The following is a 12,600-nucleotide window of genomic DNA, read 5'->3' as shown; positions in this document are numbered from 1 at the left end:
GAAAGCACCGCCGCCGGCACCCCCGACTTCGAGCGAACGGCACTTTCGTCGCCTCAGATCGACCCAACGTACCGTTCACACCATCAAAGGCGCGAGCACAGCGGGCTCACCACCCCGTCCGGGATCGAGTGAACGACACGCTCACCCTCTTAGGCGAGGGGAACGGTACGTTCACACCATCACTGAAAAGCGTGCGCGCACCACAGGTCTCGTCAGTCGAAGGTCAATCTCGACACCAACCTGCCACGGAACCCGTCGAGCGTGGCTAGGCTCGGAAGAGGTGCCCCGTGTGATCGGGCCCACCTCACCTGTGCACGCGTGATGACTACGGAGGCTTCGATGACCGATATTCTCGACCGCACCAAAATCTATGTTGATGGCGCCTGGATCGAATCCACTGGCAGCGGTCGGATCGACGTTCTCAATCCGGCTACCGAAGAGCTGATAGGAACTGTCGCCGAAGGCACTGTCGAAGATGTCGACGCGGCCGCGAAGGCAGCACGAAAGGCTTTCCCCGCTTGGTCTGCACTATCGGGCGGCGAGCGCGCCGAATATCTTTCCAAAGCTGCTGCGATTATTGCCGAACGTACCGATGATCTTGCGGCGCTGGTTTCGCAGGATATGGGAATGCCGATCGGATTCGCGAAGCCCGTGCAAATCGGAATGCCGCTCGCGAATTTGAATGCATTTGCCGAATTGGCTCGCACTTATGATTTCGACGCTCACGAGGTCGGGAATTCGCTGATTGTTCGCGAACCTGCGGGTGTTGTCGGCGCTATCACTCCCTGGAACTTCCCGCTCCACCAAGTTGTCTTGAAGGTTGGCGGTGCGCTCGCGGCGGGCTGCACCGTGGTTCTCAAGCCCACCGAGGTTGCGCCACTCATCACGTACGCTCTCGCTGACATCTTCGACGAAATTGGTTTGCCTGCAGGTGTATTCAATCTGGTAAGTGGCTACGGCCCGGTAGTGGGTGAAGCCATCGCCGGCCACCCGGAAGTCGACATGGTCTCCTTCACCGGGTCGACTCGGGCAGGCAAGCGAGTGGCCATCGTTGCCGCGGACACCATCAAGAAGGTCTCGCTCGAGCTGGGTGGCAAGTCGGCGAACGTCATTCTCGACGACGCCGATCTCGAAAAGGCTGTCACGGACGGCGTCGCAAAGTGCTTCATCAACTCGGGCCAGACCTGTTCGGCGCTGACGCGTATGTTGGTTCCCGCGGAGAAGGTGGATGAGGCAGCGGCAATTGCTGCTGCGGTCGCCGCTCATTTTCCGGTAGGTGATCCGACTCAGCCGACTTCGGTGCTTGGTCCTCTGGTGAACGCGAATCAGCTGGGACGCGTTCGCGGATACATCGAGAAGGGTGTGTCGGAAGGTGCCACCGCGGTTGTCGACGGTCGCGAAACCGGTCTGGCCAGTGGATATTTCGTCGGTCCGACGGTGTTCGCGAACGTGACCGAAGACATGACCATTGCGCGCGAGGAGATCTTCGGACCGGTCCTCTCGATCATGGGCTACAAAGACGAGGCCGACGCAGTGCGGATCGCTAACGGCACCGAGTACGGACTGGCCGGTGGCGTTTGGTCAGGTGACCCCGATCGCGCGGATCGCGTCGCGCGGCAACTGCGTGCCGGGCAGGTCGAGGTGAACGGCGGCGCCTTCAACACGAATGCTCCGTTCGGTGGGTACAAGCAGTCGGGCGTCGGGCGCGAGGCCGGCACGTTCGGGCTCGAAGAGTTCCTCGAGATCAAGGCGATTCAGAGATAGTTTGTTCGAGAATGGCGATGCTCCCGTACCAAGTGCGGGAGCATCGCCATTTTTGTACCCGGATCAGGACTTGGCGGCATCCAAATGCTGAGCCGAGATGTTCGCCAGATGTGTCAGGTCCGAGGCCACGGTCGCGAACGTGTAGCCCTCCCCGAGCCGTTGTGCCGCAACCTGACCGGAAGGTGTGTGGATTCCCGCAGCGACTCCGCTGACGGCGGCAGCTTCGCGCACCCTGGTGAGCGCTGACTCGAATTCCTCGGCGACGTCCGGATCGTTGGAGTGCTTACCTCCGACGGCGATTCGTAGGTCGGACGGCCCGACGTACACGCCGTCCAATCCGGGCACTGCGCAGATCTCTTCGACGTTCGCCAGACCCTGTGGGGTCTCGATCATCGCAAATACAACGGTGTCGCGGTTCGCGTCGGCGGGAACGGGGCCGATACGGAGTTGCGAGCGCATGGGTCCGTAGGAGCGGATGCCGAAAGGCGGATACTTGGCGGCTGCCACGGCGGCCGCTGCCTCTTCGGCGTTGTTGATCAGCGGAACGATGACGCCCACAGCGCCCGCGTCGAGTGCACGGCCGATGGGCGTCGGATTGTTTGCCTCGACGCGCACCATCCCGACGGTGGACGGTGACGAGTCGATGGCGGTGAGCCCGGCGACCATCCCCGAATAGCCGATCAGGCCGTGCTGCATGTCGAGGGCAATGTAGTCCCAGCCGACGTGCGCGATCCATTCGGTCGAGATCGGGCTGTCGATGACGGACCAATATCCGAGTATGCGTTCGCGTCCTCGGATGCGTGCGGCGAATTCCTGTGCTGACATAGTGAAGAACTCTTCCTGATGAAGGTCGGGTGTTTCAGCGGTTGTAGTTGGGCATGGGGCCTCGTAGGGCGGCACCGACGAGATCACACTCTTCGACGGTCGAGGCGTCGAGTGGACCTCGCCCGATGGCCGCGATATTGGATTCGAGGTGCGTTACTTTGGATCCTCCGAGGAGCAGCGATCCGGCGACGGGCTTGCTGACCAGCCAGCGCAACGCAAGCTCGGTCAGGGAGATGCCCGACTGCTCTGCGATTGCCGTCAGTTGAGCGATCGCGTCGAATATCTGTGTGTTCCAGTATCGCTCCTTGTACATCGACGCAAGACGTGAGTCGCCGAATCGGCCGTCGGCGGGACTTTCGTCGAAGGTGTGGCGCCCCGTGAGCAGGCCCCCACCGAGTGGGTTGTAGACCATGGTGGTCAGTCCGGTCACGTCCGCGAATTCTGCGTATTCTTCTTCGATGCGACGCGCGAGCAAGTTGTAGAGCTGCTGTGCGACGATCGGTCGGGGAGCTCCGACTGTGTCTGCGGTGTAGTTGATTTCACTGATTTGCCACGCTGCGAAGTTGGATACGCCGAGTGTGCGGATCTTGCCCTCGGCAACCAGTTCCGCGACGGTGGTGAGAGTTTCGGTCAGCGTGACGGTTCGGTCCGGCTGATGGAGATAGAACAGGTCGACGTAGTCCGTGTCGAGTCTGCGCAGGCTTCCTTCGACGCTTGCTCGGAGCCCCTCTGTCGAGAGTGGGCTGTTGTCGCCGGCATCGGGATGCGGCATTCCCGCTTTGGTGGCCAGAGTGACGGAATCGCGTCGGCCGTGGAGCAGCTTTGCCAGCATGCGCTCGGACTCGCCGCCCGCATAGCCGTTGGCCGTGTCGATGTGAGAGATACCGGCGCCTAGTGCTGCGTCGAGCATCGATCCGGCGCCCGATATGTCGACCGTGTCTCCGAATGTCATGGTGCCGAGCACCAGTTTCGGAAGCTCGAGTGGGGCGGTCATCAGGCAACTCCTCGTGATTCGGTCTGCTTGGCTAGCAAGTTCTTGGACAGGGCTGCCACCACGTGGCGTGGTTTGATGCCGACCATGGTGGTGGGATCGAGAGCAGCGCCTCGTAGTGCGCGGGTGTACGGCTCGCGCGGACTGGCGAGAACTGTGTCTGTGGAACCGGATTCGACGATGGTTCCTTTTGACATCACGACTACGGTCTCGCTGATTTCTCGGACGACGCCCAAGTTGTGTGAGATGAAAACGTACGTCAGACCGGTATCGGCCTGAATTTCACGTAGGAGCTCGAGTACCTGCGCTTGCACCGACACGTCGAGAGCGCTGGTCGCTTCGTCGCAGACCAGGATCTCGGGTCCGCTGGCAAGTGCACGAGCAATTCCGATGCGCTGACGTTGGCCTCCTGAGAACTCCGCCGGACGCCGGTGTAGTGCCGAGCTGGGCAAGCCAACGCGATCGACGAGTTCTGCTGCTGCCTTTGCGCGTTCAGACTTGCTCCGAACACCTTTGAGGCGCAGTGGTTCTCCGATGATGTCCTCGGCAGTCAGATGAGGGTCGAGCGATCCGTACGGATCTTGGAACACCATTTGAACGCGAGAGCGGTAGGGGCGCAGCGACTTCTCCGACATCTGCGCGATGTCATTGCCGTCGACGAGAATGCGTCCACTGGTCGGTGTGAGGAGTCGGACGATCGATCGAGCGATGGTCGACTTGCCACATCCGGATTCGCCGACGATGGCCAAGGTCTTGCCCTTTTCCACCGAGAAGCTCACAGCATCCACGGCTCGGAAAACTCCGTCGGGAACCGGATACTCGACCACGAGATCTTCGACGGCGAGAAGTGGCGTTTCGTGGCGGGTCATGCCGAGGCTCCGATCTGTGTTGAACGGGCGGGGTCGCCGTCCCAAGGCCCCAGTTGAGGTATGGCGTCGAGAAGCTTTTGTGTGTAGGCGCTTTGCGGTGAGTCGACGAGAACGTCGGCACTACCGGTCTCCACAAAACGTCCGTCCTTCATCACGTAGATGCGATCGGAGACCAACCGCGCAACTCCGAGATCGTGAGTGATGACCAGCATTCCGATCCCGGTGCGCTCCTGCAACTCGAGCAATAGATCCAGAATCCCGGCCTGAACGGTTACGTCCAGTGCGCTGGTGGGTTCGTCGGCCACGATCAGTTCGGGGCAGGCAGCAAGAGCGCCGGCGATCAGGACGCGCTGCAACATTCCACCCGACAGTTGATGCGGGTACTTGTCGAGTTGCTGATCCGGATACGGAATGCGTACCTGCTCGAGCAGTTGCACTGCCCGCTCGATTTGTTGCTTCTTCGCGGTCACACCGCTGTGGCGCACTGCTTCTCGAAGTTGGCTGCCGATGGTGTGGACGGGACTCAGAGCCGTCATCGGGTCCTGGGGGATGAGCGCGATGTGTTTTCCGCGAATATCGTTCAGGATCTTCGTGTTTCCGAGAATGTCCTGACCCTTGAACACGGCTTTCCCGGAAAGAACCGCAAGATCGTCCGGAAGCAGTCCGAGAATCCCCATGGCTGTCGTCGACTTTCCGGAGCCGGATTCACCGATGATGGTGACGGTTTCACCGGCGTCGATGCAGAAGGACACGCCGTCGACGGCTCGGATGACGCCGTTCGCCGTGACAAGTTCGATCTGGAGATCGTCGACCCGTAGTAGATTTCCCATGTCTCACGCCTTCGCTTTCTGGGCGCTGCCACGCCCGAACAGGCTTGCGCCCAGTCGTTTCGAACCTGCAGGACGATCGCGCAGACCATCGCCGAGTAGGTTCACTCCGACGACCAGCAGCACGATCATCAGACCGGTCAACGTGACGATCCACCATGACGTGGTGATGTAGTCCTGGCCGTCGGCGATGATTCGTCCCCAGGTAGCGAATGGACGTTGCGGTCCGGCGCCGAGGTAGCTCAACGAACTTTCCAGCAGTACGGCCTGCGCGAGCAGCAGCAGGACGACGAGCGATGCCTGCTTGACGATGTTGGGAATGACGTGACGAAGCAGGATGGCCATGCGGGTAAGTCCGAGGACTCGAGCTGCAGCTACGTAAGGCTTTTCGCGTTCGACGAGTACCAATGAGCGAGTCAACCGTGCGACTTCGGGCCACTGTGCGATCGCGATGACAAACGTGATGACGGGAATGGACGGGCCGAACAGCGCAACAACGAGAAGCAGCATCATCAGCAGAGGCAGAGAAAGCTGTGCTTCGAGTAGGCGGGAGATCACGGTGTCGACCCAACCACCGAAGTACCCCGCGGCGGATCCGGCGACGATGCCGATGACGCCGGAGACGATCACGGCGAGAATACCGATCGTCAGAGACACCTGGCCGCCGTGCAGGATCCGTGAGAGCAGATCTCGTCCCAACTGATCGGTGCCGAACAGATGGCCGTCGGTGAGGGGCGGTAGCCGTCGACTGCTCAGGTTGGTCTGGTTCGGATCTGCAAGGGGGAGCAGCCCGGCCAATGCAACAGGAAGAATCACCAGGAGCGCGCAGATCGAGCCGGCCCAGATCTTGACTCGGCTGTCTCGCTTACGGCGCGTGGCTCCGGCGCGTGCGAAGTCTGCCTCGGTGACCGCGCTGGCGCGTGGAGTTGTTGGAGGTTCCAAGACGGTAGTCATCAGTTGGCGCCCTTTCCGAGTCGCACGCGTGGATCCAGGAGGGGGTAGAGGAGGTCCACTGCCAGTTGCACGAGCACTGCGAGAACCGCGGTGACAAGTACGGTGGCCTGGATGAGCGGGTAGTCGCGAGTCTCGAGTGCGCGGACCACCAGCGAGCCGACACCAGGCCAGGCGAACACGACCTCGACCACCACGACGCCGTTCAGCATTCCGGCAAATCTGGTGCCCAGCGCGGTGACGATCGGAATCGCCGAATTGCGCATCGCATATCGCCAGGTGAGTTCGCGTTCCGATACTCCGCGAGAACGTGCGACCGTGATGTACGGAGAAGCGAAGGCCGAGACCATTTCGCGTCGAACCATCCGGGAGATCAACGCGATCTGAAGGATGGCGATGGTGACGGTAGGCAGGATCAACGACGGCCATGTGGTGAAACCGGCTGCCGGGAGTACTGGGATCAAGACCGCGAAGATCGTCACCAGCATCAGGCCGCTCCAGAACTCCGGCATGGACTGCCCGCCGACGGCTACGACGTTCGCACCGAGTTCACGTCTGGTGTCCGCGTGACGGGCCATCCACACGCCCAGCGGAATCGAGAGCACGGCGGTCAACAGAATGGAGCTGACGGCAAGGGTGATGGTGTACGGGAGACGGCCGAGGACAACGTCCATGGCCGGCGCCTGGAACGAGTACGACGTGCCGAGATTCAGGTGGACGAGGTCCCACAGGTAGATCAGGTATTGGGAGAACACCGACTTGTCCAAGCCCATGTCAGCACGGATCTGTGCGAGATCCTCGGTGCTGGCCAGCGGTCCGGCCAAGGCGTAGGCAGGATCGCCGGGTGCCATTCGGATCAGGACGAACACTGTTGTGAGCGTGAGGAAGATCGTCAAGGCGCTCTGTGCCAGACGTTTGAGCACGTATTTGACGGTCGGGTTGATCCGTGTGCGTCGACGCGGAGAGATTCCGAGAGCGGTTTGCGGTTTCGGAGCGGTGAGAGTCATCGCCTCAGGCCTCCAATCGGACGGCGCCGAGGTCGTAGGAGTTGATTGGGGTCAGTGAAACATTTTGTACACGAGTGCGTTTCGCAAGGAGTGCGTTGGGTACGAAGCTCCACAGGCAAGGCCAGGTGTTCCAGATGTCTTGTTGTGCGGCGTCGAGTAGAGCGGCGCGCTTGGTCGGGTCTGGTTCACTGGACGCGGCTTGGATCTTCGCGGTGATTTCGGGGAAGACGTACCCGTGATAGGTGTCGCGAGTTGCTTCCTTCTCCGCTGTGCCGGCGTACATCCCCTGCAACGTGGTCAGTGCAAGTCCGGTCTGGTTGCCGTAGCCGTTGCCCAGCACATCCCAGTCGCCGGTCTTGCCCTGGCGCCAGGACGAGATGTCACCGCCCGGTTCGAACTGCTGGAGTTTGACGCGTACTCCCACGGCCTTCATCATTTCGAGTACCGATTCCATCACCGAGACGTCGTTGGTGAACTCTCCGGTTTCCCAGATGAAGGTGAGTTCGAGGTCGTCGGCGCCTTCGGCCTCGAGCATTTGCCGCGCTTTCCGTGGATCATATTGGTAAGTGCCGGTTTTCACGGCTCCGTCCAAGGTCGACGGTGCGGGGCCGGTGGCCGGGACTGCGGAACCGATCAGCACGTCCCGAGCGAGTGACTCACCGTCGATGGCATACGTGAGAGCTTCTCGGACACGCGGATTGGACAGTGGGTGATCGGCGGGCTTGCGGAAGTTGAAGAACAGTTGGTTGATGCGTGTGCTCGGTACTGTGTCCACCTGGACACCAGGCAGATCGGCGAGTTGTTCGGCGGAATCGGGACTGATCGAGTCGATGACGTCGACCTCGCCGCTCCGAAGCGCGACGACGCGGCCGGCCTCTTCGGGAATGAAGCGGACCTGAACACGACGAACGCCGGGGGCCGGGCCCCAGTAGTTGTCATTGGCGACAAGTGTGTAATCGCCGGTGCCCCGGTTCGATTCGCTGACGACGAACGGTCCCGACCCGATTCCGCTCTGCAGTTCGTTGGGTTCGTTGGCAGCGGCCGGGGTGATCAAGATGTTGGACATGAGCGAGTCCAGAACCGGCACCGGGGAATTCGTCCGAAGGATGAAGGTGCGATCGTCGATGGGGACGACCGTCGGCCACTCGGGGAACTGCGGTGCGACAAACGATCCGCTGACCTGCTGGTACATCTGCATTGCCGTCGTGACGTCGTCGATCAGCACAGGTGTGCCGTCGGAGTAACGGATGCCCTCGCGGAGTCGAACCGTCCACTCGGTCGGGCCGGTCGATTCGAACCTGTCAGCGAGAACGAGTTGCGGTGTCAGATTGTCGCCGATCCGGGTGAGACCTTGTCTGACGCCACGTTGAGCCGTGACTGCTGCGTCGAATTGATTGAGTTTGTTGTCGAGGCTGACGAGCGAGCGGTTGAGCCCGAGCACCAGGGTGTCCTGTGTCGGTTTCCCGGTAGGGCCGGCGCACGCGGCAGTCGTGCCCAGAAGCGTTGCGCCACCGATCAGCCCGGTGAACTGCAGAAAGGATCGCCGGGAGAGCTGTGGTGTTCGCAAACGAGTATTGGTCATCGGTGACCTTTCGATCCTGACGGGGCAGCGTGGGGGCGACGCTCCGAGCGGACTGTTGGTGAACAATCGCGTCGGGCTCTCGCTTGTAACTCAGCTCACAATGGCACTGTTGCGCACTTCGCGCAAGTCCCGTAACTTCGATTGCGTACTTCGCGCATCGGTTGCGATGCTGTGCATACTCGATTCAGACCGAAAGGGGGTCGAGGAATTCGATGAAACCACTGGTAATCATCGCTGATGATCTTTCCGGAGCAGCGGAGTCGGCCGCAGGATTTCTGCTCCGCAGTTCGGGCATATCGCTTCGGCTCGGCCCAGATGCGCCCGACGGATCAGGAGTGACGGTTTTCGATCTGCACTCACGGCGATCCGACCCCGCCAGAGCCTCTCGGGACGTGAGATCAGTTCTGCAATCGTCTGACGGCTCCGAGATCGTCAAGAAGATCGATTCCCTGCTCAGGGGCAACATAGCAGCGGAGGTTGGAGAACTCTCCCGCGACGGATCTCCGGTCATCGTCGCCGCCGGACTGCCCAGACAAGGGCGCACGGTGCAAGACGGCGTGGTGTTGGTCGATGGGGTTGCGTTGCACTCCACTGACCTGTGGCGCGCGGAGTCGAAGCCGACTCCTCGGTCGATTGCAGAGGCGCTCGGCCCGTCGGCAATCACTTCTGGCGTATCGCTGGATGACATTCGCTCCGGGCGTTTGAGCCAGGTTCTTGCGTCGATCTCAGAAGCCGGGTCGGTGGCGATCTGCGACGTCGAGACCGAGAGTGATCTGGAACTGATTGTGGCTGCAGCACAGGAGGTTCGGGGTTCTCGATTGGTAGGAACCTCGGCGCTCGCGATGGCAGTGGCACGACGAAGAACCGTGCAGTCACCCGTCGCGTGCCCATCTCTTCGTGTTTCTCGATTTACCTTGGTCGTCGTGGGGACGGCGGATGCGTCTGCCGGGGACCAAGTGGCATTGCTTCGGGATTCAGGGGCGCACCATATCGAAGTGAACAGTGCTGAGCTGCTGGCGCATTCGGTCGATCCGCTTCCGATTCTGAACGCACTGGATCGCGGAAACGTCGTGGTTTCGGTAAGTGGACCTGTCGTGCCTGCAGAATCCGTCCACCTCGTTTCGGCTCTCGCCGATCTGATCGCTGCCGTCGATGCAGGATTCTCCCACGACGATTACCCGATCGACCTGGTACTTACCGGTGGCGAAACCGCGCGCAGCGTTCTCGACCGCCTGCGGGTCGACACGCTGTCACCGATTTACGAAATCGAACACGGCGCCGTACTTTCCGTCGATCGAACCGGACGGTACATCGTCACGCGGCCAGGCAGTTTCGGGAATGCACACAGTCTCTTCTCCATAACGAAGTTTCTCGCGCAACCCACCCCGGTCGCCGCTCCGGACAGTCCGCCTTCAGTTACTCCTTCAGACAACGAGGTCAATCCCATGTCAATCGAATCCACTCCACTGCCGCTGATTGCTGTCACGATGGGCGACGGCGCCGGCGTCGGACCGGAAGTGATCGTCCCCGCACTCCTCGACGGTGAAACGAGAAAGCGTTGCCGCCCTGTTGTTGTCGGCGACGCGAAGCGATTGCGATTGGCTGCCACGGTGCTCCGAATCGACGTCGACGTGGTCGCGATCGAGGAGATCAAGGATGCTGAATTCATCGATGGACGGATCAACGTCATCGACCTGGACTTGCTACCCGAGGATCTCGCCTGGGGTGAACTGTCGGCAGTCGCGGGAGATGCGGCCTATCAATATATCCGCGTCGCAAGCGAACTCGCCGTACGCGGTGAAGTCCAGTCGATCTGCACGGCGCCGCTGAACAAGGAAGCGCTGCATGCGGCAGGACACATCTATCCCGGACACACGGAATTGCTTGCGCACCTGACCGGTACCGAGGAGGTGTCGATGATGTTGTCGACCCCCAAGCTCAAGGTGATTCACGTGACCACTCACATCGGACTGCTCGATGCAGTTGCCAGGATCGAGCCCGGCCTGGTCGAGAGGACCATTCGTCGAGGTCACGAAGCTTTGGTGCGCACGGGCAATCCATCTCCGAAAATCGGCGTGTGCGGGATCAACCCGCATGCGGGGGAGAACGGGCTTTTCGGGTACGGAGAGGAAGAGCAGAAGATCATTCCCGCCGTTGAACTCTTGAAGGCAGAAGGAATCGACGTCCACGGCCCACTGCCGGCGGACACGGCATTCTTCCTCGCTGGACGTGGGGACTACGACTTGATCGTTGCGATGTACCACGATCAGGGGCACGGCCCGGTCAAGGTTCTCGGGATCGAGGCCGGCGTCAACATCACCGTCGGGTTACCTGTCATCCGTACCTCCGTCGATCACGGAACCGCTTTCGACATTGCAGGTAAGGGCATTGCCGAGGCCGGTAGTATGGTCGAAGCGCTGCGGCAGGCGGCCGAATTGGCAACCAGCACATTCGTTTCCAAGTAAGAACCACGGTTTGTAGGGGGAGGAGCGATGGCCATCCGGGAGTCGGAGGCGAGGCGGTCGGAGATTGCGAGGCTCGCTCGCACCAGCGGTCTGGCCAGTGTCGAGGATCTGTCTGCCCAATTCGGGGTGACTGCATCCACGATTCGTCGCGACCTGAGTCAGTTGACTGCCCAGGGAGTAATTGCTCGAACGTACGGCGGGGCGATTGCTCTCAACCCTCATCCGGAATCCTCCTTGCGTCAACGCGCAATGGAGGGATTCGACGCCAAACGGGGCATCGCCGAATGGGCTGCTGAGCAGGTTCGGCCCGGGGAAACCGTACTTCTTGATGCAGGTACCACCGTCGGAGCGATGGGAGAGTTCTTACGTCACGTGACGAATTTGACGGTGATCGCTGCAGGGCTGACGGCGCTCAAGGCGTTAGCCGACGCTGATGGCGTTCGAGTCGAATGTCTCGGCGGGACGCTGCGGCAGCTCAGTCAAGGATTCGTCGGGCCACTGGCGGAAGCGTCGCTGCAGCGGGTGTCGTTTGACAAGGCATTCCTCGGTGCCGATGCAGTTACGGCTGACCTGGGTATTTGTGAAGCTGAGCTCGATCAGACCCGGCTCAAGGAAATGATGATCGAACGTGCCGGCGAGGTCTACATCCTCGCCCACTCCGCCAAGCTCGGTGAACGTCCTTTCCATGCGTGGGCGCCGATACCGCCGGGGGCCGTGCTGGTTACCGATGCTGCAGTAGACGCAAAGCAAGTCGCGTTGTTCGAGGATGCAGGTATCCGAGTCCAAGTGGTGTGAGTTCCCGCTGCGTGCCGATCCGGGCACGGTGTCCGGCGTCACATGATGTCCGAATTCGTGAAAATCGACTGAAATGGGCAATCTTGCTGGGGAAATGGATACCTCTGAGTCTCTGACCTGTGGATTTGTCAAAGACTTCACCGGACGCGTAACTTATTCCAAGTCAGAGCGACACGGACACCGACTCCCGCTTCACGGCGAGTGACACGAGGTTGTACGAAGTGCCTGACCAAATTTCGAAGTAGTTTCCATCGTGTATGGTTGTGCTTCACCTCCAGTTCTTCCCCGAATGTTCAGCGGTTTGCGCCGGTGGCCAGGTTGGGATAGGCTGGAAAAGTTGCCCCGGAGCGGCGGCCATAGGGTCGTGGTGATGGTGTGTGCGTGTTCTTTGAGAACTCAACAGTGTGTCGATGAATGTCAGTGCCAAATTTTTTTGGTACTTCGCATGTCGGATGATGTTCCGGGCCTTCGGGTTTCGGTTCTGATGTTCGGGGTGTGAGTATTTTTCGTCGGTGATTGTTCAT

10 protein-coding genes are annotated in these 12,600 nt (G+C 60.7%); 3 read left to right on the top strand and 7 right to left on the bottom strand.

Features of this window, described 5'->3' with window-relative positions; translation table 11 throughout:
• Positions 1–339 precede the first annotated feature (339 nt).
• Positions 340–1,764, top strand: a complete 1,425-nt coding sequence (locus A2J01_RS24430) for an aldehyde dehydrogenase family protein (protein WP_007732506.1) — start codon at positions 340–342, stop codon at positions 1,762–1,764.
• A 63-nt stretch (positions 1,765–1,827) separates the two neighbouring features.
• On the opposite strand, the gene A2J01_RS24425 is transcribed toward A2J01_RS24430, so the two are convergent.
• The 7 genes from A2J01_RS24425 to A2J01_RS24395 are packed head-to-tail and all read right to left on the bottom strand — an operon-like array spanning position 1,828 to position 8,816.
• Positions 1,828–2,589: an HpcH/HpaI aldolase family protein gene (locus tag A2J01_RS24425; RefSeq protein WP_007732505.1), complete on the bottom strand. Its 762-nt coding sequence runs from the start codon at positions 2,587–2,589 to the stop codon at positions 1,828–1,830.
• Between the two features lie 34 nt (positions 2,590–2,623).
• Entirely contained in the window at positions 2,624–3,583 is a 960-nt protein-coding gene (locus A2J01_RS24420; RefSeq protein WP_042926594.1) for an aldo/keto reductase, read from the bottom strand.
• Positions 3,583–4,449 carry an ATP-binding cassette domain-containing protein gene (locus A2J01_RS24415; RefSeq protein WP_007732503.1) on the bottom strand — a complete coding sequence of 289 codons (867 nt, stop codon included), beginning with the start codon at positions 4,447–4,449 and terminating at the stop codon, positions 3,583–3,585. The genes A2J01_RS24420 and A2J01_RS24415 overlap by 1 nt, the downstream gene beginning before the upstream one ends.
• Positions 4,446–5,279: an ABC transporter ATP-binding protein gene (locus tag A2J01_RS24410; protein WP_064113775.1), complete on the bottom strand. Its 834-nt coding sequence runs from the start codon at positions 5,277–5,279 to the stop codon at positions 4,446–4,448. The genes A2J01_RS24415 and A2J01_RS24410 overlap by 4 nt, the downstream gene beginning before the upstream one ends.
• 3 nt (positions 5,280–5,282) lie before the next feature.
• Positions 5,283–6,230 (bottom strand): ABC transporter permease, encoded by a 948-nt coding sequence (locus tag A2J01_RS24405; RefSeq protein WP_003941426.1) that lies wholly within the window; start codon positions 6,228–6,230, stop codon positions 5,283–5,285.
• Positions 6,230–7,234 (bottom strand): ABC transporter permease, encoded by a 1,005-nt coding sequence (locus A2J01_RS24400; protein WP_007732496.1) that lies wholly within the window; start codon positions 7,232–7,234, stop codon positions 6,230–6,232. Before A2J01_RS24400 ends, A2J01_RS24405 begins: the two co-directional genes overlap by 1 nt.
• Positions 7,235–7,238: 4 nt before the next feature.
• The gene (locus tag A2J01_RS24395; protein WP_007732494.1) at positions 7,239–8,816 is read right to left on the bottom strand and encodes an ABC transporter substrate-binding protein; all 1,578 of its coding nucleotides are present in this window, start codon (positions 8,814–8,816) and stop codon (positions 7,239–7,241) included.
• Between the two features lie 212 nt (positions 8,817–9,028).
• Between A2J01_RS24395 and pdxA the strand changes: the two genes are divergently transcribed.
• Both pdxA and A2J01_RS24380 read left to right on the top strand, forming a co-directional pair.
• The gene (gene pdxA / locus A2J01_RS24385) at positions 9,029–11,281 is read left to right on the top strand and encodes a 4-hydroxythreonine-4-phosphate dehydrogenase PdxA (RefSeq protein ID WP_064113774.1); all 2,253 of its coding nucleotides are present in this window, start codon (positions 9,029–9,031) and stop codon (positions 11,279–11,281) included.
• 27 nt (positions 11,282–11,308) lie between these two features.
• Positions 11,309–12,076: a DeoR/GlpR family DNA-binding transcription regulator gene (locus A2J01_RS24380; protein ID WP_064075611.1), complete on the top strand. Its 768-nt coding sequence runs from the start codon at positions 11,309–11,311 to the stop codon at positions 12,074–12,076.
• The last annotated feature ends 524 nt before the right edge of the window (positions 12,077–12,600 follow it).

The sequence above is a fragment of the Rhodococcus sp. EPR-134 genome (assembly GCF_001647205.1).
In the GTDB taxonomy this organism is placed as follows: domain Bacteria; phylum Actinomycetota; class Actinomycetes; order Mycobacteriales; family Mycobacteriaceae; genus Rhodococcus_F; species Rhodococcus_F qingshengii.
Note: the sequence above shows the minus strand (reverse complement) of the source record. Positions and strands in the feature narration are given on the sequence as shown.

Coding starts and splice junctions, on each gene's coding strand:
- A2J01_RS24430 (WP_007732506.1), top strand. CDS start 340: ATGACCGATATTCTCGACCGCACCAAAATCTATGTTGATGGCGCCTGG.
- A2J01_RS24425 (WP_007732505.1), bottom strand. CDS start 2,589: ATGTCAGCACAGGAATTCGCCGCACGCATCCGAGGACGCGAACGCATA.
- A2J01_RS24420 (WP_042926594.1), bottom strand. CDS start 3,583: ATGACCGCCCCACTCGAGCTTCCGAAACTGGTGCTCGGCACCATGACA.
- A2J01_RS24415 (WP_007732503.1), bottom strand. CDS start 4,449: ATGACCCGCCACGAAACGCCACTTCTCGCCGTCGAAGATCTCGTGGTC.
- A2J01_RS24410 (WP_064113775.1), bottom strand. CDS start 5,279: ATGGGAAATCTACTACGGGTCGACGATCTCCAGATCGAACTTGTCACG.
- A2J01_RS24405 (WP_003941426.1), bottom strand. CDS start 6,230: ATGACTACCGTCTTGGAACCTCCAACAACTCCACGCGCCAGCGCGGTC.
- A2J01_RS24400 (WP_007732496.1), bottom strand. CDS start 7,234: ATGACTCTCACCGCTCCGAAACCGCAAACCGCTCTCGGAATCTCTCCG.
- A2J01_RS24395 (WP_007732494.1), bottom strand. CDS start 8,816: ATGACCAATACTCGTTTGCGAACACCACAGCTCTCCCGGCGATCCTTT.
- pdxA (WP_064113774.1), top strand. CDS start 9,029: ATGAAACCACTGGTAATCATCGCTGATGATCTTTCCGGAGCAGCGGAG.
- A2J01_RS24380 (WP_064075611.1), top strand. CDS start 11,309: ATGGCCATCCGGGAGTCGGAGGCGAGGCGGTCGGAGATTGCGAGGCTC.